Origin of the sequence: Curtobacterium sp. NPDC090223, assembly GCF_044746585.1 — a bacterium.
Taxonomy (GTDB): Bacteria; Actinomycetota; Actinomycetes; order Actinomycetales; family Microbacteriaceae; genus Curtobacterium.
This window is the reverse complement of sequence record NZ_JBIVCN010000001.1, coordinates 376,610-399,195: the sequence shown is the minus strand read 5'-3', so window position 1 is coordinate 399,195 and position 22,586 is coordinate 376,610. Positions and strand designations below refer to the sequence as shown.

The following is a 22,586-nucleotide window of genomic DNA, read 5'->3' as shown; positions in this document are numbered from 1 at the left end:
CCAGTCCGTCACCTGGTGGTCTACCGGGCGCTGGTCGCGCCCTGCGGCCGCACCACCTCGGTGAGCCACGCGAGGATGCGGGCGTCGAACCAGTCGGCGTCGTGGTTCCAGAGCTTGGTGTGCCGGGCCTCGTGCGCGACCTCGAGCCGGACCAGGTCCGGGCGGGCGGCCGCCAGGTCGTGCGAGGCGGACGACGGCACGAACCCGTCGTCGTCGCTGTGCAGGAGCAGGATCGGCACGTCGAGCTCGTCGGCGCGGGCGACCATGTCGAGCTCCCGCAGGTCGACCGGGCTGTGCAGTCCGGCGGCCCGGTGCAGCACCGGGGTGCGGAGGACCCGCTGGGCGACCTTCCGGACGACCTTCGGCAGCTTCAGGGCCTGCCCCTGGGACTTGAGCACCGCGTGCCAGTCGACCACGGGCGACTCGAGCACGAGCCCGTCGACGAGGTGCGCCGACGGCGAGCGGAGCAGTGTCTGCAGCACCACCGCGCCGCCCATCGACCAGCCCATCAGCACGACGCTCGTCGCGCCCTGGCCGTCGACCCAGCGGAGCGCGGCGTCGACGTCCTCCCACTCGGTGGAGCCGAGCCCGTACCGGCCGTCGACGCTCCTCGGCGCGACGCCGTCGTTCCGCCACGAGGCGAGCAGCACGGAGTAGCCCGCGGCACGGAACACCGGGACCGCGCGGATGGTCTCGGCGCGGGTGACGCCGCGGCCGTGCACCAGGACCGCCCACGGCGCCGCCGGGTCGTCGGCGCGCACGATCCACGCGGGGGCCGGGCCGTTCGGGGTCGGAACGTCGACGTCCTCGACGGGGACGTCGAGTTCGCCCGGCGTCAGGTAGAACCAGCCGCCCCACCGGCCGCGGCGGGCGTTCGTCGGGTCACCGGCGTCGACGGCGATGATGCGGCGCGTGACGGTGTCGGCGGTGGTGCCGATCACCTCGCCGACGCGCATGTGCCCGGTGCCGTTGCCGAACCAGAGGCTGTACCGGCCCTGCAGCTCGGTGTCCGGCGATCGCTCGAGGGTGACCGTGCCACGACCGGTGTCGACGGCCACGATCGGGACCCGTTCGGTCCGTTTACGGTCCGGTGTGACGACCATGCGGGCGATCGCGGCGACGAAGCCACCGACCACCGCGGTGCCGACGGCGGCGGCCGCGACCCCGGCGCCGAGTGCGATGAGACCGGCGGAGCGTGCGGTGTCCTGCACCGCCTCCTCGGCGGGTCGCGCGGAACGGGACATGGTCCGGAGCCTAGTCTGCATTCGTGTCCGAAACCCGAGAGCCCGACGCCTTCGCGCAGCTCCGCGCGTTCGTCGCGGCAGGCGGGACCCGCACCGAGACGACGGTCACCGAGATCCCGTCCCCGAGCCGCATGGCCCCCTTCTCGATCGCCCTCGCGGCGGACGTGTCGGGGGTCGAGCACGGAGTCGACTCGGACCTCGGGACCGGCCGGTTCATCGCCCTGTACGACCCCGCCGAGCCCGAGGGCTGGCACGGGGCGTTCCGCATCGTGACGTTCGCGCAGGCGCCGCTCGAACCGGAGATCGGGGTCGACGAGTTCGTCGCCGACGTGACGTGGAGCTGGCTCGTGGACGCGCTCGATGCGCACGGCGCCGAGTACGACCACGCTTCGGGCACCGCAACCAAGATCATCTCCCGCGGCTACGGCGAGCTCGCCGCCCAGGGCGACGGCGCACAGCTGGAGCTCCGGGCGTCGTGGACGCCGCGCGTGGTCGACCTGGACGGCAGCGGTGTCGGCGCGGCCGACCTCGTCGCGCACGTCGAGGCCTGGGAGGAGATCGTCGCCATGCTCGCAGGACTGCCGCCGTCGTCGGACGGTGTGACGCTCCTCGGCCCCAGGAGGCTCGCCCGTGACTGACGCCCTTGTTGTCCCCTTCGAAGAAGGGCACGACGCGGTCAAGGTGATCGAGTCGCGCGCCGACTACCTCGAGGCCGTCGCCGCGATCGCCGCCGGGCACGGCCCTGTCGCCGTCGACGCGGAACGCGCCAGCGGCTACCGGTACTCGCAGCGCGCCTACCTCATCCAGGTGTTCCGCCGCGATGCCGGCGCCTTCCTGTTCGACCCCATCGCGATCGGGTCGTTCCAGGAGCTCCAGGACGCGATCGTCGACGAGGAGTGGCTGTTCCACGCCGCCTCGCAGGACCTGCCGTGCCTCCGCGAGGTCGGGCTCGTCCCGACCCGCATCTTCGACACCGAGCTCGGCGCCCGGATCGCCGGGTTCCCGCGCGTGGGTCTCGGCGCCGTCGTCGAGCAGCTCCTCGGCATCACGCTCGCGAAGGCGCACTCCGCGGCCGACTGGTCGACGCGGCCGCTCCCGCAGTCGTGGCTCGTGTACGCGGCGCTCGACGTCGAGCTGCTCCCCGACCTCCGCGACGCCCTCGCCGCCGTGCTCGACGACGCCGGCAAGACCGACATCGCTCGCCAGGAGTTCGACGCCGTGCTGCACCGGGCGCCGAAGCCGGCGCGCGCCGAGCCGTGGCGACGCCTGTCCGGCATGCACGCGCTCCGCGGGACCCGGGCCCTCGCGATCGCCCGGTCGCTGTGGACCGCCAGGGACGCCTTCGCCCAGGAGACCGACATCGCCCCGGGGCGGATCATCCCGGACTCGGCGATCGTCGCCGCTGCCGCCGCCGCGCCGGAGTCCCGCAAGGACCTCGCCGCGGTGAAGGCCTTCACGGGCCGGGCCAGCCGCTCGGAGCTCGACCGCTGGTGGGCCGCCGTCGAGGAGGGCCGCACCACCGACGACCTGCCGCGTCTCCGGGGCAAGGGCGAGCCGACGCTGCCGCCGCCCCGCGCCTGGGCGGACCGGAACCCCGAGGCCGACCGCCGGTACAAGGCCGCACGGGCCGCCGTCACGGCGCGGGCCGAGGAACTCACCATCCCGCTCGAGAACCTCCTCACACCGGACACGCTCCGGACCATCTCGTGGGAGCCGCCCGCCACCGTGACGGTCGAGTCCGTCGCTGCGGCGCTCGTCGCGCTCGATGCCCGCCCCTGGCAGGTCGAGGCCACGGCCGCACTGATCGCCTCGGCGTTCGTTGTCGCTGCTGCACAGGACTCCACCACCGAGGACCCCGACGCCTCGTAGGAACCGACCAACCGAGGTGCTCCCGCCCAGGCGTGGGGCATAGCGTCGGGAGGGACGTCGGGGTTCGCCCCGACCTCAGGGCCTGGGCGGACCGATCGCCCCGGCTCGATCGATGTGGATCTGTGGAGGCCAGCTTTGCCAAAGGCATCAGACGTCGTCTTCGTCGACGGCGTGCGGACACCGTTCGGACGCGCCGGGGAGAAGGGGGTGTTCTGGCGGACCCGCGCCGACGACCTCGCCGTGCACGCGATGCGCGGCCTGCTCGACCGGAACCCGTCCCTCGACCACGCTGCCGTGGACGACGTCGCGGTCGCGGCCACCACCCAGCAGGGCGACCAGGGGCTGACCCTCGGCCGCACCGTCGGCATGCTCGCCGGTCTGCCGAAGTCCGTCCCCGGGTACGCCATCGACCGGATGTGCGCCGGCGCCATGACGAGCGTGACGACCCTCGCGGGTGCGATCGCGTTCGGCGCCGCCGACATCGCCATCGCCGGCGGTGTCGAGCACATGGGCCGCCACCCGATGGGGTTCAACTCCGACCCGAACCCGCGGTTCGTCGCGGAACGCATGGTGAACGGCGACGCCCTGGTGATGGGCAAGACCGCCGAGCGCCTGCACGACCGCTTCCCGGCGATCACGAAGGACCGCACCGACGCGTTCGCCGTGCAGTCCCAGCAGCGGTACGCCGCCGCGTGGGCGGCCGGCAAGCTGGCCCCGGACATGGTGCCGGTGGAGGTCGACTCCGGCCAGGGCTGGGACATCGTCACGACGGACGAGCCGCCACGCCCCGGCACCACGCTCGAGGCACTCGCCGCGCTGAAGACCCCGTTCCGGCCGCACGGCCGGGTCACCGCGGGGAACGCCGCCGGCCTGAACGACGGCGCCACGATGAGCCTCATCGCGTCCGATGCGGGCGCGAAGCAGTTCGGCCTGACGCCGAAGATGCGCATGGTCTCGTTCGCGTTCGCGGGCGTCGACCCCGAGGTGATGGGCGTCGGGCCCGTCCCGGCCACCGACAAGGCGCTCGCGAAGGCGGGCCTGTCGATCGACGACATCGGCCTGTTCGAGATCAACGAGGCGTTCGCCGTCCAGGTGCTCGCGTTCCTCGACAACTACGGCATCGCCGCCGACTCCCCGAACGTCAACGCCTGGGGCGGCGCGATCGCCGTCGGGCACCCGCTGGCGTCCAGCGGCGTCCGTCTGATGACCCAGCTCGCCGCACAGTTCGCCGAGCGTCCGGACGTCAAGTACGGCGTCACCACGATGTGCATCGGACTCGGCCAGGGCGGCACCGTGATCTGGGAGAACCCGCACTTCAGCAAGTCAGCGGCACGGAAGGCGGCATGACCATGACCCTCGTCGACAACGACCGACTGCTCGCCCTCAGCGAGGACGAGGTCATCACGCACTCGTACCTCAAGCACGTCCCGCTGCCCTCCGGCGGGACGCTCGGGCTCATCACGCTCGACAACGGCAAGGACTACAAGCGGCCGAACACCCTCGGTCCCCGCACCCTCCGGGAACTCTCCGGCGTGCTCGACACCCTGAAGACGGAGGCGGCGAACGGCACGGTCCGGGCCGTCGCCGTCACCGGGAAGCAGTACTGCTTCGCCGCCGGTGCCGACCTCTCCCAGGCGGCGTCCGTGCCCTCGCGCGAGGTCGCACACGACCTCGCCGCGCTCGGCCACGCGACGCTCCGCAAGTTCGGCGAGCTCGGCGTCCCCTCGTTCGCGTTCATCAACGGGATCGCCCTCGGCGGTGGCCTCGAGATCGGGCTGCACTGCGACTACCGGGTGTTCTCCTCGGCCGCGCAGGGCATCGGGCTCCCCGAGGTCTTCCTCGGCATCATCCCCGGCTGGGGCGGCGCCACGCTCCTCCCCCGGCTGATCGGCCCGGAGAAGGCACTCCGCGTCATCGTCGAGAACCCGCTGAAGAACAACCGCCTGCTCGACGGCCCGGCCGCCGTCGAGCTCGGCATCGGCGACGCGCTCATCCCGTCGGTGACGTTCCTGCCGTCCGCGGTCGCCTGGGCCGACGGTGTCGTGTCCGGCGCGACGAAGGTCAGCCGGAAGAACGAGCCCGGCGTCCTCGAGAAGGCCGCGTGGGGCACGGTCGTCAAGGTCGCCCGGTCGCAGGTCGCGTCGAAGATCGGCACGGTGCCGAAGTCGCCGTTCCGCGCGCTCGACCTCGTCGCCGCCGCTCGCGGGGGTTCGCTGGACGAGCGCTTCGCCGGTGAGGACGATGCCCTCGCCGACCTGATCTCCGGCGACCAGTTCGCCGCGTCGATGTACGCGTTCGACCTCGTCCAGAAGCGGGCGAAGAAGCCGGTCGGCGCGCCGACCGACGTGGCCGCGCGTCCCGTGACCAAGGTCGGCGTCCTCGGCGCCGGACTCATGGCATCGCAGTTCGCACTCCTGTTCGCCCGACGGCTCGGCGTGCCCGTGGTGATCACCGACGTGTCGCAGGAGCGCGTGAACGCCGGGGTCGCCCGCATCCGGGCATCGGTCGCCGAACTGCTCGCGAAGGGCCGGGTCTCGCAGGACGACGCGAACCGCATCTCGGCGCTCGTCAGCGGCTCGGTCTCCTACGACGCGTTCGCGGACGCCGACTGGGTGATCGAGGCCGTGTTCGAGGAGATGTCCGTCAAGCAGGACGTGCTCGCCGCGATCGAGAAGGTGGTGGCGCCGGAGGCCATCCTCGCCACGAACACCTCGTCGCTGTCGGTGCAGGAGATGGCTTCCGTCCTCACCCACCCGGAACGGCTCGTCGGGTTCCACTTCTTCAACCCGGTCGCGGTGATGCCGCTCGTCGAGGTCGTCCGCGCCACGGAGACGTCCGACGAGGCCGTCGCCACGGCGCTCTCGGTCGCGAAGACCCTCAAGAAGACGGCGATCGTGACCGCCGACCAGCCGGGCTTCGTCGTGAACCGGGTGCTGGCCCGGGTGCTCGGCGAGGCCATGCGCGGCGTCGAGGAGGGCACGCCGTTCGACGTCGTCGCCGCGGGCGCACAGCCGCTCGGCCTGCCGATGTCGCCGTTCGAGCTGCTCGAGCTCGTCGGGCTGCCGGTCGGGGCGCACGTGCTCGATTCGCACCACGCGGCCTGGCCGGAGCGCTTCTACCCCGGTGACGGGCTGAAGAAGATCGCCGAGTTCGGGCACATCCTGACCCGCGACAAGAAGGGCACCGCGACCGGGTACGACCCCGCCGCCGTGAAGCTCGTCGCACCGGCCAAGAAGGACGCGAAGCCCGTCGACGCCGCCACCATGCAGCAGCGCTTCGAGGACGCGCTCGCCGACGAGCTGCACCGCATGCTCGAAGACGAGGTCGTCCAGCACGTCGAGGAGATCGACCTCGGTCTGATCCTCGGTGCCGGCTACCCGTTCCAGGCCGGCGGCATCAGCCCGTACCTCGACCGCTCCGGGGCCTCGGAGCGCGTGTTCGGCGGCGCGTTCCACGACCCGGCGATCGTCGGCCCCGCCTCCCGCTAGGCGCGGGCGCGGGCGCGACGCTCGCGCGGCCGCTGGCGCTGGCGCGGCGCGGCGCGACGCTCGCGCGGCCGCTGGCGCGCTTCGGCGTCGCACAACGAGAACCGCTCCGCACCACGGACGTCCGTGGTGCGAAGCGGTTTCGGCTCTGCGACGCCGGACGGCACCAGCGGCGCCAGCGGCGGCAGCGCCAGCGGCGGCGGCGGCGACGGCGGCGACGGCGCCCGGCGGCGCTAGCGCTCCGACGACGACGCGGCGGACGACCGCGACCGCGCCGGCTTCGCCTGCGGCAACTTCGTCCCGACGACCTGGTCGATCACGCCGCGCGCGATCGCCTGCGCCGTGAGCCCGACGTCCCCGAGGATCTGGGAACGCGTCGCGTGGTCGATGAACTCGTCCGGCAGCCCGAGCTCGTTCACCCCGGTGTCGACCCCGGCCGCGCGCAGGTCCTGCCGCAGCCGGGTCCCGACGCCACCGACACGCACGCCGTCCTCGACGGTGATCACCAGGCGGTGCGACCGCGACAACTCGATCAGCGACGCCGCGATCGGCACGACCCACCGCGGGTCGACGACGGTGACCCCGATGCCCTGCGACTCCAGGAGCGCCGCCGCCTCGAGTGCGACCGGCACCATCGAACCGACGGCCACGACGAGCACGTCCTCGTCCGCGGAGTCCGACTCGTGGAGCACGTCCACCCCGTCGGGCAGCCGCCGCAGTGCGGGGATGTCCGGCCCGACCTGCCCCTTCGACCACCGGAGCACGGTCGGCGCGTCGTCGATCGCCACGGCCTCGCGGAACTCATCGCGCAGGGTCGGGGCGTCCCGCGGGGCGGCGATCCGGATCCCGGGGACGACCTGCAGCAGCGCGAGGTCCCACATGCCGTGGTGCGACGGGCCGTCGGGGCCGGTGACCCCGGCGCGGTCGAGCACGAACGTCACGCCGGCACGGTGCAGGGCCACGTCCATGAGCACCTGGTCGAACGCCCGGTTGAGGAACGTGGCGTAGAGCGCGACCACGGGGTGCAGTCCCCCGTACGCCAGCCCGGCCGCCGAGGTGACGGCGTGCTGCTCGGCGATCCCGACGTCGATGACCCGGTCGGGGTGCTGTTCCTGGAACAGGTGCAGTCCGGTCGGCCGGAGCATCGCCGCCGTGATCGCGACGATCCGGGGGTCCGAGGACCCGACGGCCGCGAGCTCCGACGCGAAGACCGAGGTCCACGACGGACCCGATGCGGTCTCCAACGACTCCCCGGTCTCGGGGTCGATGTGACCGACGGCGTGGAACTGGTCCGCCTGGTCGCGGAGCGCCGGCTCGAACCCGTGCCCCTTCTCCGTGATGGCGTGCACGATGACCGGGGCCCCGTACGCCTTGGCCTGGCGGAGCGCCGCCTCGAGCGCCTGCTGGTCGTGCCCGTTCACCGGCCCGATGTACTTGACGTCGAGGTTCGAGTACAGCGCCTCGTTGTTCGTGAACCGCGACAGGAACCCGTGCATCCCGCCGCGCATCCCGCGGTAGACGGCCCGGCCGGGCGCACCGAACCGCGCGGCGACCGCCTGGGTCTTCTCGAACAGCGCGCGGTACTCACGGCGGGTCCGCACCGAGTTGAGGTAGCGGGCCATCCCGCCGATCGTCGGCGCGTACGAGCGCCCGTTGTCGTTGACGACGATCACGAGCCGTCGGTCGTTGTCGTCGGAGATGTTGTTGAGCGCCTCCCACGTCATCCCGCCGGTCAGGGCGCCGTCCCCGACGACCGCGACGACGGTGCGCCCGGACTGGCCGGTCTGACGGAAGGCCCGCGAGATGCCGTCCGCCCAGGACAGCGACGAGGACGCGTGCGACGACTCGACGATGTCGTGCTCGGACTCGCTCCGCTGCGGGTACCCGGCGATGCCGCCGCGCTCGCGCAGGTGCGAGAAGTCCTGTCGCCCGGTGACGAGCTTGTGCACGTAGGACTGGTGTCCGGTGTCGAAGACGAAGGGGTCGTTCGGGGAGTCGAACACCCGGTGCATCGCGAGCGTCAGCTCGACGACGCCGAGGTTCGGCCCGAGGTGCCCGCCGGTCTTGGCGACCTCTGCGACGAGGAACCGCCGGATCTCCGCGGACAGTTCCGTCATCTGTGCGTCACTGAGACGCTTCAGGTCGCGCGGCGACGTGATGCTGGCGAGCAGGCTCACGGGCGCTCCTTTCGTACTGCGAAGGCCTCACTCTATTCGCGCAACCAGCAGACGGACTGGAGGCTCGGTGCGGGTCGTGCACCGGGCCTCCAGTCCGTCGTGCGGTCGCGTCAGCGACCGGTGGTCGCCGATCAGACGAGCGAGCGGAGCACGTACTGCAGGATGCCGCCGTTGCGGTAGTAGTCGGCCTCACCGGGGGTGTCGATGCGGACGACCGCGTCGAACTCCACCGTCGCCTTGCCGGCGGGCGAGTGCTCGCTCGGCGTGGCGGTGACGTGGACCGTCTTCGGCGTCCGCCCCTCGTTGAGCTCGGTGAGACCCGAGATCGAGACGACCTCGGTGCCGTCGAGCCCGAGGGACTCGATCGACTCGCCCACCGGGAACTGCAGCGGGACGACACCCATGCCGATCAGGTTCGAGCGGTGGATGCGCTCGAAGCTCTCGGTGATGACGGCCTTCACGCCGAGCAGGTTCGTGCCCTTGGCCGCCCAGTCGCGCGACGAGCCGGAGCCGTACTCCTTGCCACCGAAGACGACCAGCGGGATGCCCTGCTCCTGGTAGTGCTGCGAGGCGTCGTAGATGAACGACTGCTCGCCGTCGGGCGTCGTGAAGTCACGGGTGTAGCCGCCCTCCACGCCGTCGAGGAGCTGGTTGCGCAGGCGGATGTTCGCGAACGTGCCGCGGATCATGACCTCGTGGTTCCCGCGACGCGAGCCGTAGGAGTTGAAGTCCTTGCGGTCGACGCCGTGCTCGGCGAGGTACTTGCCCGCCGGGCTGTCGGCCTTGATCGAGCCGGCCGGCGAGATGTGGTCGGTCGTGACCGAGTCGCCGAGCTTCGCCAGGACTCGGGCGCCGGAGATGTCGGACACGGCGTCCGGCGTCATCGTCATCCCCTCGAAGTACGGGGGCTTCCGGACGTACGTCGACTCGGTGTCCCACTCGAAGGTGTCGCCCGTCGGGGTCGGCAGGTTCTTCCAGCGGTCGTCGCCCTCGAACACGGAGCCGTACTCGTGGGTGAACATCTCCGTGTCGATGGACTCGTCGATGACCTGCTGGACCTCTGCTGCGTCCGGCCAGATGTCCGCCAGGAAGACGTCGTTGCCGTCCGCGTCCTGACCGAGGGCGTCCTTGTCGAAGTCGAAGTGCATCGACCCGGCGAGGGCGTACGCGATGACCAGCGGCGGCGAGGCCAGGTAGTTCATCTTCACGTCGGGGTTGATGCGCCCCTCGAAGTTGCGGTTGCCGGAGAGCACCGCGGTGACGGCGAGGTCGTTGTCCTGCACGGCCTGCGAGATCTCCTCGGGCAGCGGGCCCGAGTTGCCGATGCAGGTGGTGCAGCCGTACCCGACCGTGTAGAAGCCGAGCTGCTCGAGGTAGGTCGTGAGACCGGCCTTCTCGTAGTAGTCCGTGACGACCTTCGACCCCGGTGCGAGCGTGGTCTTGACCCACGGCTTCGCGGTCAGGCCCTTGTTCGCGGCGTTCCTGGCGAGGATGCCGGCGGCCATCATGACCGACGGGTTCGACGTGTTCGTGCACGAGGTGATCGCGGCGATCGCGACGGCGCCGTGGTCGATCGTGAACGGGTCGGCCCCGTCCATGAGGACCTTCGTCGGCTGCGAGGCCGTCGACGGGGCGCTCGAGACGTACACGTGGTCGTGCGTCTTGGTGTCCTCGTTCGTGGAGCCGGCGGCGATCGGGTCGGACGCCGGGAAGGTCTCCTCGACGGCGTCGTCCAGGTCGGTCTGCGCGGACGGCGAGGTGTAGTTGTTCAGGTCGACCTCGAACTGGTCCTTCGCCTTCGACAGCTCGATGCGGTCCTGGGGACGCTTCGGCCCGGAGATCGACGGGACGACCGTGGAGAGGTCGAGCTCCATGTACTCGGAGTAGTTCGGCTCGACGGAGGCGTCGTGCCAGAGGCCCTGGGCCTTGGAGTAGGCCTCGACCAGGGCGATCTGGGCCTCGTCGCGACCGGTCAGTCGCAGGTAGTCGAGCGTGACGTCGTCGACCGGGAAGATCGCCGCGGTGGAGCCGAACTCCGGCGACATGTTGCCGATCGTGGCGCGGTTCGCGAGCGGGACGGCGCTGACGCCTTCGCCGTAGAACTCGACGAACTTGCCGACGACGCCGTGCTTGCGGAGCTCCTGCGTGATGGTGAGCACCACGTCGGTCGCCGTCACGCCGGCCGGGATCTCCCCGGAGAGCTTGAAGCCGACGACCTTCGGGATGAGCATCGACACCGGCTGACCGAGCATCGCCGCCTCGGCCTCGATGCCGCCGACGCCCCAGCCGAGCACGCCGAGGCCGTTCACCATCGTGGTGTGCGAATCGGTGCCGACGAGCGTGTCCGGGTAGGCGTAGGTCTCGCCGTCGAAGTCACGCGTGTAGGTGACCTTCGCCAGGTACTCGATGTTGACCTGGTGGACGATGCCGGTCCCCGGCGGGACGACCTTGAAGTCCTCGAACGCGGTCTGGCCCCAGCGGAGGAACTGGTAGCGCTCCCCGTTCCGCTCGTACTCGAGGTCGGTGTTGCGCTGGAGCGCGTCCGTGCTGCCGAACAGGTCGGCGATGACAGAGTGGTCGATGACCATCTCGGCCGGCGACAGCGGGTTGATCTTGTTCGGGTCCCCGCCGATCTCGGCCATTGCCTCGCGCATGGTGGCGAGGTCGACGATGCACGGGACACCGGTGAAGTCCTGCATGACCACGCGGGCCGGGGAGAACTGGATCTCGGTGTCCGGGTCGGCGTCGGGACGCCAGGAGCCGAGCGAGCGGATCTGGTCCGCCGTGACGTTCTTGCCATCCTCGGTGCGGAGGAGGTTCTCGAGCAGCACCTTCAGGCTGTACGGGAGCTTCTCGTGGCCGGGGACCGAGTCGATCCGGTGGATCGCGTAGTCGACACCCCCAACCGACAGTGTGTCCTTCGAGCCGAAGCTATTGACTGCAGCCACCGTGCCGCCTCCCTACTGATCGGTTTGCCCTCATCCTCGCGGGCCGCGGACCGTCCCACCAGCAAGGCAAACCTAAACCCGCCGGCTGTGGTGCGCCCGGCGGGAGATGTCTTGATGTCGAGATAACTCTACACCGCGCGGGCGTCGTCCTCGTCGCGCCGGAAGACCGTCCGCACCAGGAGCCACGTCACCCAGAGCAGCGCCGCGTACAGCGGGACGCCGGTGATGAGCTTGATGCCGGCGAGCAGTTCGACCTGCGCCGCCAGGTAGAGCGGGATCTCGATGACCAGACGGAGTGCGAACAGCCCGACCCACATCCACGTGGCGACCGTGAGCACCCGTCGCTTGGCGGGGTCGGCACGCCAGTCCATCGGGCCGCCGTCCTCGCCCTGCGCGAGCAGCCCCACGACCAGGCCGATGAGCGGCCGTCGGATCGCCAGGGTCACGAGGAGCCCGACCAGGCAGACCAGGTTGATCAGGATGCCCGGGATGAAGTTGCTCTCGGCCTTGCCCGTGATGAGTGCGAGCCCGGCAGAGATCGCGACGCCGAGGATGCCGGCGAACGACATCGCGATCGACTGGCGCTGCAGCAGCCGGAGCACGACGAACACGAGTCCGACGACCACGGGGATCACGACGCTCGGCACGAGTTCCTTCGTGATCGCGTAGACGATCAGGAACGCGAACCCGGGCAGGACCGACTCGGCGAGCCCCCTGGCGCCGCCGACGGCGGTCACGAGGGCCCTGCCGGACGGTGCCTCACCGGGGGCGACCTGGCCGATGCCGGCGTTCCGGACGGCGTCGCGGAGCTGCGCGTTCAGCGAGAGCGGCTGCTCCCGCTCGTCCGCGAACCGGTCGTCGTCTTCCTCGGGCACGGCGCCGGTCTCAGATCGCCGACTGCGTCGACTTCGGCATGTGCAGCGGGATCAGGTCGCGCGGCGGCATCGGCGTGCCACCGCGGACGACCACGACGCTGCGGAACAGCTCCTCGATCTCCTCGGCCGACTCCGGGTCCTCTGCGGCCTTGCCGGCGATGACACCACGGAGGAACCAGCGCGGGCCGTCGACGCCGATGAAGCGCGCCGGACGAGCACCGCCGGCGCCGCCCTCACCGTCGACCACGACGGGGACGGTGGCGCGGAGCTCCGGGCCGAACGGGCCGTCGACCTCGGTCACGGCACCGCCCTGACGCTCGATCTGCTCGGCGATCTGCGCGCGGATCTCGTGCCAGAGCCCCGTGGAACGGGGAGCGGCGAACGGCTGGACCTGGAGCGTGGACTCGTCGTAGTCGAGCCCGACGGCGACGACGCGCTGCGAGCCCTCCTCGACCTCGAGCCGCAGGTGCAGGCCCTCGCGCGGCAGGATCTTCACGCCGCCGAGGTCCACGTACGGGCGGACCGGGTTCGCCTCGGTCTCGTCGAGCGGCCCGTTGTCCTCACGGTCCTCCGGAGCGGACTTGTCCGTCGGAGCGACGGCCACGACCTCGTCGAGACCGGCGTCGGCCTCGTCGGCGAGCTCGACCTCGGGGGTCGTCTCCGCCACCTCGACGTCGCCGGCGACCTCCTCGGCCACCTCGACCTCGTCACGCTTGCGTCGCCCGATCCTCATCGCTGCGTCCCTTCCTGCTCGTTCGTGACACCGTAGCCCGACGACCCGAAGCCGCCCTGGCCGCGGACGCTGTCCGGCAGCTCGTCGACACGGGTGAAGACGGCCTGGGCCACGGGCATCACGATCATCTGCGCGATCCGGTCACCGACCTGCACCGCGTAGGGCTCGTTCTGGTCCGTGTTCAGCAGCGCGACCTTGATCTCGCCGCGGTAGCCGGCGTCGACCGTGCCGGGGGCGTTCACGATCGTGATGCCGTGCTTGGCGGCGAGCCCGCTGCGCGGCACGACGAACGCGGCGTGCCCGTCCGGGAGCGCGATCGACAGCCCCGTGCCGACGAGCCGACGCTCACCGGGAGCGAGGACGACGGCCTCGGCCGAGACGAGGTCGGCACCGGCATCACCGGGGTGGGCGTAGCCGGGAGCGTTCTCCCCGGTCCAGAGCACGTCGACTGGTTCGGTCACGTGTCGAGGGTAGTGCAGACCGTGACCGTTCCGTGACCTGCCCCGGTTCGTGGTCGAATGGTGTCGTGACCCTGTACCGCGAACGCCTCTGGGCGCCGCCGAGCCTGTACCTGGCGACGGCGCTCGTCATCCCCGCGAGCCTGCTCGTGTTCCTCCCGATCAACATCGCGACGGGGATCGTCGTCGCCGCCTGCATGGAGGTCGCCGTCCTGGTGCTCCTGTGGGTGCTGGCGCCCGTGATCGAGGTGACGGACACCGAGTTCCGCGCGGGCCGGGCGCACCTCCCCCGGACGCTCGTCGGCGCCGTCGACGGCTACACCGGCGCCGAGGCGACGACCCAGCGCGGGCCGAAGCTCGACGCCCGGGCGTGGACGCTGTTCCGCGGCTACGTCAAGGGCGTCGTCCGCGTCGAGGTCCGCGACGACGACGACCCCACCCCGTACTGGCTGGTCAGCGTGCGCGACCCGGAGAAGGTCGCCGCCGCCCTGCGGTCCTGAGCCCGGCAGGCCCGACAGGGCCGACAGGGCCGACAGGGCCGACAGGGCCGACAGCCCTGACAGCGCCCGACAGAACCCGCATCACGAACGAACGGCCCGCATCCCCGAGGGGATGCGGGCCGTCCTCACATGCGTGCCCTAGAGCGCCGCGCACTCCGCGCAGACCGGGCCGAGCTTCGACTCGTGGTCGAGCTGTGAGCGGTGCTTCACGAGGAAGCACTCGACACAGGTGAACTCGTCGACCTGCGGGGGGAGCACGACGACGTCCAGGTCGACGTCGCTGAGGTCCTGTCCGGCCAGCTCGAAGCTGCCCGGGTTGTCGGAATCATCATCGACGACCCCCGACATCTTGTCGGGCACGCGCTCCTTGAGGGCCTCGATCGACTCCGAGTCGGAGTTGTCGTCGGTCTTCCGGGGGGCGTCGTAATCGGTGGCCATGCCCATCCATTTCTCGTATCGAGAGGGTCGTCGCCGGAGATCGGCGGCGACAGTATCCAACACGCGCCGCCCTGATGCAAACTGAACGTCGGGTGGCTCGTCTGGCGCTGCAACCCGCGACCGCGTCGGTCCATTCCCGAGATCCCGGAACCGACACGCGACGAGCACGCGGCACGCCCGTGCGCCTCCCCGGATTCCGCTCCGTCCCGCTGCATACTTCCCGGGTACGACGCACGACCGTACGTCACGCTCGGAAGGCGGAACCATGCAAGACGTGAGAGTCATCGGAGTGGAATCCGGGGCACTCCTGCTCGCGACCGACGGCGGCAGCGAGTTCCGGTTGCCCGTCACCTCGGCACTGCCGGGGCAGGTCCGGCAGGCGAACCCCGACGGCACGCCGCAGAAGCGCGTGTCCCCGAAGGACGTGCAGGCCCGCATCCGGGGCGGAGCCGACGCCACCGACGTCGCAGCCGCACTGGACGTCGACGTCGAGTACGTCCGCCGCTTCGAGGGCCCCGTGCTCGCTGAGCGCGCCTTCATCCTCGACGCCGCACACCGCGTCGCGGTCACCCCGGTCGACGACACCACGCCGGACAGCTTCGGCGAGGCGATCACCGCCCGCCTCGAGGCCGGCGACGCCACCGCGGTCACCTGGTCGAGCTGGAAGCACGTCGAGAACGGCTGGATGGTGCAGGTCCGCTACACCGCCGCCGAGGTCGAGCACGACGCCCAGTGGCACTTCGACCCGAAGACCTCGACGCTGACGCCGGACAACGGCGACGCGCACCGGCTGTCGCACACCGAGGACGAGGGACTCGCACCCCGCCTCCGCGCCGTCGAGCTCGACCCCGAGGACACCGACGGCACCCGCTTCGACTCCGGCGCCTTCCGGGTCGACGAGCCCGACGAGGACGTCACCAACCCCGAGGTCACCGACCGCGCCCCGCTCCGCCCGCCGCTCCCCCGCATCGGCTCGGCGCAGATCGAGGAGCGCGCGCCCGGCAACGAGACCGCCGACCTGCTCGAAGCCCTCCGCCGCCGCCGCGGCGAACGCGAGTCGGTGTCCATCGCCGACCAGCGCGACGAGCCGCGCGGGTCCGTCAGCGTGGTCGACATCCCGCTGCAGGGCTTCGACGACACGAACGACACCGCTCCGCAGCCGGACGGCCGTCCGGCGTCGGCTCCGGAACCGGAGGCGCGCCAGGAGCGCAAGAAGCGCAACCGCCGGTCCATGCCGAGCTGGGACGAGATCGTCTTCGGGACGCGTCCCGATGACGACATGGCCTAGGACCGGCCTGGAGGCCCCACCCACCCCGGTCACGCACCTCGCGTGACCGGGGTGGTTCAGTTCGCGAAGGCGCCGGCGAGCCGCAGGGGCACGCCCAGCTCCTCGTCGGTCAGGGCGCCGTGCTGGCCGACCATCCGCTTCGGGTCCTTGCGGGGGTCGAGCTCCCGGTCGTCGTTGAAGGCCCACGAGCCCCGTGCCACCACGACCACGTCGCCGATCCTCGGCAGGACCGCGTCGGACACCGCACCGAACCACCCGGCAGCGACCGCCTCGTCACGACTGGCGACGTACGCCCGCTTGCCGTACCGCGTGCGCCACGCCTCGACCAGGGCGGGGACGTCGGTCCCGGGGGCGACCGCGAGCTGACGGCAGCGCGGGTCCCCGGCGACCCCGACCACGTCGCGCAGCAGCTCCGGGTCGATCGGGATGTTCGCCTCGGGCGGGACGTCGAGCATCCCGTGGTCGGCCGTGACCAGCACGCCGACGTCGGACGCCACGCGGGCGTCGAGCCGGGCCAGCTCCCCGTCGAGGGCCTCGAGCGCGCCCGTCCACCGGTCCGACTGCCATCCGGACTTGTGCCCGATCGAGTCGAGTTCCGGGACGTAGAGGTACACCAGCGACCGACCGGCGGCGGTCTCCGCCAGGGCGGCGTCCACCCGGTCGGCGATCGCGTCGGCGGAGACGTACCGGGCCCCGCCGAGGACGTTCGCCGTCATGCCCGACGTGCGGTAGCGTGCCGGCCCCACCACGACGGGGTCCACCCCGAGCGCGGCGGCCTCGGTGAACAGCGTCGGGGCGAGGAGCCACCCGGCCGGGACCTCGTCGTCCCAGCCGCCGAGCAGGTTCATCACCCTGCCGGTGTCCGGGTTCCAGCCGCTGTACCCGACCACGCCGTGCGTCCCGGGCGAGCGGCCGGTCGTCAGGGTCGAGAGCGCGGCCGCCGTCGTGGTCGGGAACCCGCTCCGCAGGCGCTTCCGGGAGGCCGCCAGGAACCGCGCGTGCCCGGCACGCGCGGCGAGGGAACCCGCGCCGAGGCCGTCGACCAGCACGACGACCACGGAACGTGCGGGACGGAGGGTGATCCGAGCCTCCAGGCCGTGTGCACGCAACCACGCGTCGTCCGCAGCGCCGAGCGCCACGAGGCAACTCGGGAGCACGTCGGCGAGGTTCGCGGTGTCGTCGGAGGTGATCGGTACGCTGGTTGCCATCCCCAGAAGTCTCCCAGATCACGCTGGGCCGGATCGCTCTGGGCCTGCAGGAAGGTGCCATGGCACGCACGGACGCAGTCGGCCTGCCCGACGGTGAGCGCATCGAGGACGTCGACGTCTCCGAGGAGATGCAGGGCTCCTTCCTCGAGTACGCGTACTCCGTCATCTACTCGCGCGCGCTCCCGGACGCGCGGGACGGCCTCAAGCCGGTGCAGCGCCGCATCCTGTACCAGATGTCCGAGATGGGCCTCCGGCCGGACCGCGGGCACGTCAAGAGCGCGCGCGTCACCGGTGAGGTGATGGGCAAGCTGCACCCGCACGGCGACGGCGCGATCTACGACGCCCTCGTGCGCATGGCGCAGCCGTTCACGATGCGGGTGCCGCTGGTCGACGGACACGGCAACTTCGGGTCCCTCGACGACGGCCCCGCTGCCGCCCGCTACACCGAGGCCCGCCTGGCCGAGCCGTCGATGGCGATGACGGAGGGCCTCGGCGAGGACGTCGTCGACTTCGTCCCGAACTACGACAACCAGATCATGCAGCCCGGCGTGCTGCCGGCGGCGTTCCCGAACCTGCTCGTCAACGGCGCGTCGGGCATCGCGGTCGGCATGGCGACCAACATGGCGCCGCACAACCTCGGCGAGGTGGTCGAGGCGGCCAAGCACCTGCTGATGAACCCGCGGGCCACCCTCGAAGAACTGATGGAGTACGTGCCCGGGCCGGACCTGCCCTCCGGCGGCACGATCGTCGGGCTCTCCGGTGTGCGCGACGCGTACGCCACCGGCCGGGGCACCTTCCGCACCCGCGCGAAGGTCTCCGTCGAGAACCTGACCCCCAGGAAGACCGGTCTCGTCGTCACCGAGCTCCCGTACCTCGTCGGCCCCGAGCGGGTCATCGAGAAGATCAAGGACGGCGTTCAGTCCAAGAAGCTCGTCGGCATCTCGGACGTCAACGACCTCACCGACCGGAACCACGGGCTGCGGCTCGTGATCGGCATCAAGTCCGGCTTCAACGCCACGGCCGTCCTCGAGCAGCTGTACAAGCACACGCCGCTCGAAGAGGGCTTCGGGATCAACAACGTCGCGCTCGTCGGTGGATCGCCGAAGACCCTCGGGCTCCGCGAGCTGCTCGACGTCTACGTGCAGCACCGGCTCGCGGTCGTGACGCGCCGCTCCGAGTACCGGCTGGCACGTCGGCGTGAGCGGTTGCACCTGGTCGAGGGCCTGCTCGTCGCGATCCTGGACATCGACGAGGTCATCGAGGTCATCCGCTCCTCGGACGACTCCGAGGCCGCCCGTTCCCGCCTGCAGGACGTCTTCGACCTGTCCGAGGTGCAGGCCGAGTACATCCTCGAACTCCGGCTCCGTCGCCTGACGAAGTTCTCCCGCCTCGAGCTCGAGGGTGAGCGCGACCAGCTCCTCGCCGACATCGCCGCGCTCGAAGAGCTGCTGGCGTCCGACGAACGGCTCCGTGCCCAGGTCGCGCTCGAGCTGACCGAGGTCTCCGACCGCTTCGCGACCCCGCGCCGCACCCTGCTTACCGAGGCGGACGCCCCGGTCCGCGGCGGCAAGAAGGCCGTCGTCGACCCCGAGTCCCTGCAGGTCGCGGACGCACCGTGCCGCGTGCTGCTCTCCACCACCGGCCGCATCATCCGCGTGGACATCCCGTCCTCGGAGCTCGACGTCGTCCGGGTGCCGAAGCGCTCCAAGCACGACGCGGTCCTGGGCAGCGTCGTGAGCACCGTCCGTGGCCAGGTCGGCGCGCTGACGTCGACCGGGCGCATCGTGCGGTTCTCCCCCGTCGACGTGCCCGCCGTGCCGCCCGCCGCGGTGCGGTTGGACGCCGGGGTGCGGATCAACGACTACATCGGCATCCCCCGCACCGAGTCCGTCGTCGCGATCGTCGACCTCGGTGCGGCGTCGACGCTCTCCGTGGCGATCGGCACCGCACAGGGCGTCGTGAAGCGCGTCGTCCCCGGGGCCTGGCCGGACAAGCCGGAGTTCGTCGCGATCGGCCTGAAGCCGGGCGACGCCGTCGTCGGTGCGACGCAGTCGCCGGAGACGGACGACCTCGTGTTCATCACCTCGAACGCGCAGCTGCTGCGGTTCCCGGCGTCCGGCGTCCGCGCGCAGGGACTGCCGGCGGGCGGGGTCGCCGGTGTGGCGCTCGCATCGGGCGCGTCGGTGATCTGGTTCGGCGCGGTCGCCCCCTCCGAGGACGCCGTCGTCGCCACCGTGTCCGCGTCGTCGTCGGCGCTGCCGGGGACGGACACCGGGCGCGCGAAGGTGTCCTCGTTGTCGGAGTTCCCGGCGAAGGGCCGTGCCACCCAGGGTGTCCGGGCGCACGCGTTCCTCAAGGGCGAGGACGGACTCACGGTGGCGTGGGCGGGCATCGCGCCGCCGCACGCGGTCGGGACCGACGGCGCCGCTCGGACCCTGCCCGACTGGCTCTCGAAGCGCGACGGTTCCGGCAGCCCCCTCGAGGCGGTCATCGGCTCCATCGGCGGCAGCGCCGCGGCGCTCGACGGCACCCGCGGCGAGGCGTAGGGGCGGCCCGGGTCCGCCGAGGCGCCTGGTTTCCGCCGAGGCGCCTGGTTTCCGCCGAGGCGCCTGGTTTCCGCCGAGGCGCCTGGTTTCCGCCGAGGCGCCTGGTTTCCGCCGAGGCGCCTCTTGGTGCTCGAGACGCCGCCGGATTCGGCGGCGTCTCGCACAGCCGGAGGCGTCTCGCGCGCTGAGCGGTGCGGGAGCGTCAGACGTCGATGCGGTCGCGGTCCAGGCCCTCGCCGGCCAGGATGAATTCCTTGCGCGGGGCGACGTCGTTGCCCATCAGGAGCTCGAAGACCTTTGCGGCGCCCTCTGCGTCGTTGACGTTGACCCGGCGCAGGGTGCGGTGCGTGCGGTCCATCGTGGTCTCCGCCAGCTGGTCGGCGTCCATCTCGCCGAGGCCCTTGTACCGCTGGATCGGCTCCTGGTACTTCTTGCCGGACTTCTCGAGCTTCTTCAGTACCGACTGCAGTTCCTGCTCGGAGTACGTGTAGAGCGTGTCGTTCGGCTTGCCGCGGTTCACCACGACCACCCGGTGCAGCGGCGGGACGGCCGCGAAGACCCGGCCCTGTTCGATCATCGGCCGCATGTAGCGGAAGAACAGCGTCAGGAGCAGCGTGCGGATGTGCGCGCCGTCGACGTCAGCGTCCGACATGATGATGACCTTGCCGTAGCGGGCCTGGTCGAGCTCGAACGTCCGGCCGGAGCCGGCGCCGATGACCTGGATGATCGACGCGCACTCGGCGTTGCTGAGCATGTCCGAGACCGAGGCCTTCTGCACGTTCAGGATCTTGCCGCGGATCGGCAGCAGCGCCTGGTACTCGCTGTTGCGCGCGAGCTTGGCGGTACCGAGGGCCGAGTCGCCCTCGACGATGAAGAGCTCGGTGCCCTCGACGTCGTTCGACCGGCAGTCCGCGAGCTTCGTCGGCAGCGAGGAGTTCTCGAGCGCGTTCTTCCGGCGCTGGGTCTCCTTGTGGGCGCGGGCCGAGATGCGGGACTTCATCTCGGAGACGACCTTCTCGAGCAGGGCCGCGGCCTGTGCCTTCTCGGTGCGCTGCGTCGACGTGAGGATCTCGGTCAGGCGCTTCGACACCACCTGGTCGACGATCTTCCGGACCGCCGGCGTCCCGAGGACCTCTTTCGTCTGGCCCTCGAACTGCGGCTCGGGCAGCCGGACGGTCAGCACGGCCGTCATGCCGGCGAGGACGTCGTCCTTGTCGAGCTTGTCCTGGCCGACCTTGAGCTTGCGGGCGTTGGCCTCGACCTGGGTGCGGACGGCCTTCATCACACCGCTCTCGAAGCCGGTCTGGTGCGTGCCGCCCTTCGGCGTGGCGATGATGTTCACGAAGCTGCGGAACACCGTCTCGTAGCCGCCGCCCCAGCGGAGCGCCAGGTCGACCTCGCACGAGCGCTCGACGTCGGTGGAGACCATGTGCCCCTTGTCGTCGAGCATCGGCACGGTCTCGGTGAAGGTGCCGGTGCCCTGGATGCGCCAGACGTCGGTGAGCGCGGTGTCCGGGGCGAGGTGCTCGACGAACTCGCCGATGCCGCCCTCGTAGCGGAAGCGCTCGATGACCGGACCGGCGTCGACCGCGGTGCCCGTCGCCTCGGCCCGGGCTGCGGCTGCCTCGATCGCGGCCGGGCGCTCGTCGGTGATGGTGAGCCCGAGCCCGGGGACCAGGAACGCGGTCTGCCGCGCGCGGTTCACCAGGTCGGACATGCTGAAGGCGGCGTCCTTCGTGAAGATCTGCCGGTCCGCCCAGTAGCGGATCCGCGAGCCGGTGACGCCCTTCTTCACCTTGCCGACGACGCGGAGCTCGCTGCCCGAGGTGAACGGGCTGAACGGGGCGTCCGGTCCGATCCCCTTCGTGTCGTCGAACGTGCCGGGCTCCCCGCGGTGGAAGGACATCGCGTAGGTCTTGCCGCCGCGGTCGACCTCGACGTCGAGGCGCTCGGACAGCGCGTTCACGACCGAGGCGCCGACGCCGTGCAGGCCACCGGACGCCGCGTACGACCCCGAGCCGAACTTGCCGCCGGCGTGCAGCTTCGTGAACACGACCTCGACCCCGGTGAGCCCGGTCTTCGGCTCGACGTCGACCGGGATGCCGCGTGCGGTGTCGGTGACCTGGACGGAGCCGTCCGGGAAGAGCCGCACACCGATCTCGTCGCCGTGCCCGGCGAGGGCTTCGTCGACGGAGTTGTCGATGATCTCCCAGAGGCAGTGCATCAGGCCGCGGGAGTCCGTCGAGCCGATGTACATGCCCGGACGCTTCCGAACGGCCTCGAGTCCTTCGAGGACGGAGAGATGGCGTGCGGAGTAGTCGGAGCTCACCTCCCGAGGATACCGAGCACCACCGACGGTCTCCGTGCTGACACTCGCTCTGGGGACGACCGATCCGCGCTCAGCGAAATGGGGGTCCGACAATGCGACGTATTCAGGCAGCACGTGTTGAAATGGGTGGACCCAAGCGCACCCCGTGCGAATGGACCGACCCGCACCACCTGCCATCCGTGAGGAGCACAGCAATGACCCAGACCGTGCAGGACCTCTCCATCGACGAACTCGGCAGCCACGAGCTCACCGCGGCCGACCGTTGTGACAGCTGTGGCGCGCAGGCGTACATCCGAGCCACCATGGCGAGCGGTGAACTGTTCTTCTGCGCCCACCACGGCGCCGAGTTCAAGGACAAGCTCGCCGCCACCGCCATCGAGTGGCACGACGAGAGCAGCCGACTCTACGAGTCGAAGTAACGCCGACGACGACACAGCAGCGGCCCGGATCCGATCGGATCCGGGCCGCTGCTGTTTCTCCCTGGTGCC

Annotated in this window: 17 protein-coding genes; 8 read left to right on the top strand and 9 right to left on the bottom strand. The window is 71.2% G+C overall.

Annotated elements, in window-relative coordinates:
• Window positions 1–20: 20 nt before the first annotated feature.
• On the bottom strand, window positions 21–1,244 hold the full coding sequence (locus ACIPJY_RS01780; RefSeq protein WP_400460228.1) for an alpha/beta hydrolase family protein: 1,224 nt from the start codon (window positions 1,242–1,244) through the stop codon (window positions 21–23).
• A 23-nt stretch (window positions 1,245–1,267) separates the two neighbouring features.
• On the opposite strand from ACIPJY_RS01780, the gene ACIPJY_RS01775 reads away from it, so the two are divergent.
• From ACIPJY_RS01775 to ACIPJY_RS01760, 4 genes are all read left to right on the top strand, one after another.
• Window positions 1,268–1,882, top strand: a complete 615-nt coding sequence (locus ACIPJY_RS01775) for a DUF3000 domain-containing protein (protein WP_400460230.1) — start codon at window positions 1,268–1,270, stop codon at window positions 1,880–1,882.
• Window positions 1,875–3,113, top strand: coding sequence for an HRDC domain-containing protein (locus ACIPJY_RS01770; protein ID WP_400460232.1), 1,239 nt, complete (start codon window positions 1,875–1,877; stop codon window positions 3,111–3,113). The genes ACIPJY_RS01775 and ACIPJY_RS01770 overlap by 8 nt, the downstream gene beginning before the upstream one ends.
• Before the next feature lie 135 nt (window positions 3,114–3,248).
• On the top strand, window positions 3,249–4,460 hold the full coding sequence (locus ACIPJY_RS01765) for a thiolase family protein (protein WP_400460234.1): 1,212 nt from the start codon (window positions 3,249–3,251) through the stop codon (window positions 4,458–4,460).
• Window positions 4,457–6,601 carry a 3-hydroxyacyl-CoA dehydrogenase NAD-binding domain-containing protein gene (locus tag ACIPJY_RS01760; protein WP_400460236.1) on the top strand — a complete coding sequence of 715 codons (2,145 nt, stop codon included), beginning with the start codon at window positions 4,457–4,459 and terminating at the stop codon, window positions 6,599–6,601. The genes ACIPJY_RS01765 and ACIPJY_RS01760 overlap by 4 nt, the downstream gene beginning before the upstream one ends.
• A 230-nt stretch (window positions 6,602–6,831) precedes the next feature.
• Here ACIPJY_RS01760 and dxs read toward each other — a convergent pair whose 3' ends face one another.
• From dxs to dut, 5 genes are all read right to left on the bottom strand, one after another.
• A complete protein-coding gene (gene dxs, locus ACIPJY_RS01755) occupies window positions 6,832–8,775 on the bottom strand; it encodes a 1-deoxy-D-xylulose-5-phosphate synthase (RefSeq protein ID WP_400460238.1) in 1,944 nt (647 codons plus the stop codon).
• Window positions 8,776–8,906: 131 nt separating this feature from the next.
• Window positions 8,907–11,723 carry an aconitate hydratase AcnA gene (gene acnA, locus ACIPJY_RS01750; RefSeq protein ID WP_400460240.1) on the bottom strand — a complete coding sequence of 939 codons (2,817 nt, stop codon included), beginning with the start codon at window positions 11,721–11,723 and terminating at the stop codon, window positions 8,907–8,909.
• Between the two features lie 128 nt (window positions 11,724–11,851).
• Entirely contained in the window at window positions 11,852–12,598 is a 747-nt protein-coding gene (locus ACIPJY_RS01745) for a DUF3159 domain-containing protein (RefSeq protein ID WP_400460242.1), read from the bottom strand.
• Between the two features lie 10 nt (window positions 12,599–12,608).
• Window positions 12,609–13,331 (bottom strand): DUF3710 domain-containing protein, encoded by a 723-nt coding sequence (locus ACIPJY_RS01740; RefSeq protein ID WP_400460244.1) that lies wholly within the window; start codon window positions 13,329–13,331, stop codon window positions 12,609–12,611.
• Window positions 13,328–13,792 (bottom strand): dUTP diphosphatase, encoded by a 465-nt coding sequence (gene dut / locus ACIPJY_RS01735; RefSeq protein ID WP_400460246.1) that lies wholly within the window; start codon window positions 13,790–13,792, stop codon window positions 13,328–13,330. Before dut ends, ACIPJY_RS01740 begins: the two co-directional genes overlap by 4 nt.
• Window positions 13,793–13,857: 65 nt before the next feature.
• On the opposite strand from dut, the gene ACIPJY_RS01730 reads away from it, so the two are divergent.
• The gene (locus ACIPJY_RS01730) at window positions 13,858–14,289 is read left to right on the top strand and encodes a DUF3093 domain-containing protein (RefSeq protein WP_400460248.1); all 432 of its coding nucleotides are present in this window, start codon (window positions 13,858–13,860) and stop codon (window positions 14,287–14,289) included.
• A 138-nt stretch (window positions 14,290–14,427) separates the two neighbouring features.
• Here ACIPJY_RS01730 and ACIPJY_RS01725 read toward each other — a convergent pair whose 3' ends face one another.
• Entirely contained in the window at window positions 14,428–14,727 is a 300-nt protein-coding gene (locus ACIPJY_RS01725) for a DUF4193 domain-containing protein (RefSeq protein WP_031263038.1), read from the bottom strand.
• A 274-nt stretch (window positions 14,728–15,001) separates the two neighbouring features.
• Between ACIPJY_RS01725 and sepH the strand changes: the two genes are divergently transcribed.
• On the top strand, window positions 15,002–16,015 hold the full coding sequence (gene sepH / locus ACIPJY_RS01720) for a septation protein SepH (protein ID WP_400460251.1): 1,014 nt from the start codon (window positions 15,002–15,004) through the stop codon (window positions 16,013–16,015).
• 56 nt (window positions 16,016–16,071) lie between these two features.
• Here the strand turns inward: sepH and ACIPJY_RS01715 are convergent, their stop codons facing one another.
• Window positions 16,072–17,223 carry an alkaline phosphatase family protein gene (locus ACIPJY_RS01715; RefSeq protein WP_400460253.1) on the bottom strand — a complete coding sequence of 384 codons (1,152 nt, stop codon included), beginning with the start codon at window positions 17,221–17,223 and terminating at the stop codon, window positions 16,072–16,074.
• 59 nt (window positions 17,224–17,282) lie between these two features.
• Here ACIPJY_RS01715 and ACIPJY_RS01710 point away from each other — a divergent pair, with 59 nt between their 5' ends.
• Entirely contained in the window at window positions 17,283–19,769 is a 2,487-nt protein-coding gene (locus ACIPJY_RS01710) for a DNA topoisomerase (ATP-hydrolyzing) subunit A (RefSeq protein WP_400460255.1), read from the top strand.
• A 202-nt stretch (window positions 19,770–19,971) separates the two neighbouring features.
• On the opposite strand, the gene ACIPJY_RS01705 is transcribed toward ACIPJY_RS01710, so the two are convergent.
• Window positions 19,972–22,098 carry a type IIA DNA topoisomerase subunit B gene (locus tag ACIPJY_RS01705; protein WP_400460257.1) on the bottom strand — a complete coding sequence of 709 codons (2,127 nt, stop codon included), beginning with the start codon at window positions 22,096–22,098 and terminating at the stop codon, window positions 19,972–19,974.
• A gap of 194 nt (window positions 22,099–22,292) precedes the next feature.
• On the opposite strand from ACIPJY_RS01705, the gene ACIPJY_RS01700 reads away from it, so the two are divergent.
• Complete coding sequence (locus tag ACIPJY_RS01700; protein ID WP_400460258.1) at window positions 22,293–22,517, top strand: hypothetical protein; 225 nt, start codon at window positions 22,293–22,295, stop codon at window positions 22,515–22,517.
• Window positions 22,518–22,586 lie beyond the last annotated feature (69 nt).

Bases quoted from the DNA above. Each gene is read 5' to 3' on its own strand.
- ACIPJY_RS01715 (WP_400460253.1), bottom strand. From the start codon at position 17,223: ATGGCAACCAGCGTACCGATCACCTCCGACGACACCGCGAACCTCGCC.
- ACIPJY_RS01700 (WP_400460258.1), top strand. From the start codon at position 22,293: ATGACCCAGACCGTGCAGGACCTCTCCATCGACGAACTCGGCAGCCAC.
- ACIPJY_RS01780 (WP_400460228.1), bottom strand. From the start codon at position 1,244: ATGTCCCGTTCCGCGCGACCCGCCGAGGAGGCGGTGCAGGACACCGCA.
- ACIPJY_RS01725 (WP_031263038.1), bottom strand. From the start codon at position 14,727: ATGGCCACCGATTACGACGCCCCCCGGAAGACCGACGACAACTCCGAC.
- ACIPJY_RS01710 (WP_400460255.1), top strand. From the start codon at position 17,283: ATGGCACGCACGGACGCAGTCGGCCTGCCCGACGGTGAGCGCATCGAG.
- ACIPJY_RS01740 (WP_400460244.1), bottom strand. From the start codon at position 13,331: ATGAGGATCGGGCGACGCAAGCGTGACGAGGTCGAGGTGGCCGAGGAG.
- ACIPJY_RS01760 (WP_400460236.1), top strand. From the start codon at position 4,457: ATGACCATGACCCTCGTCGACAACGACCGACTGCTCGCCCTCAGCGAG.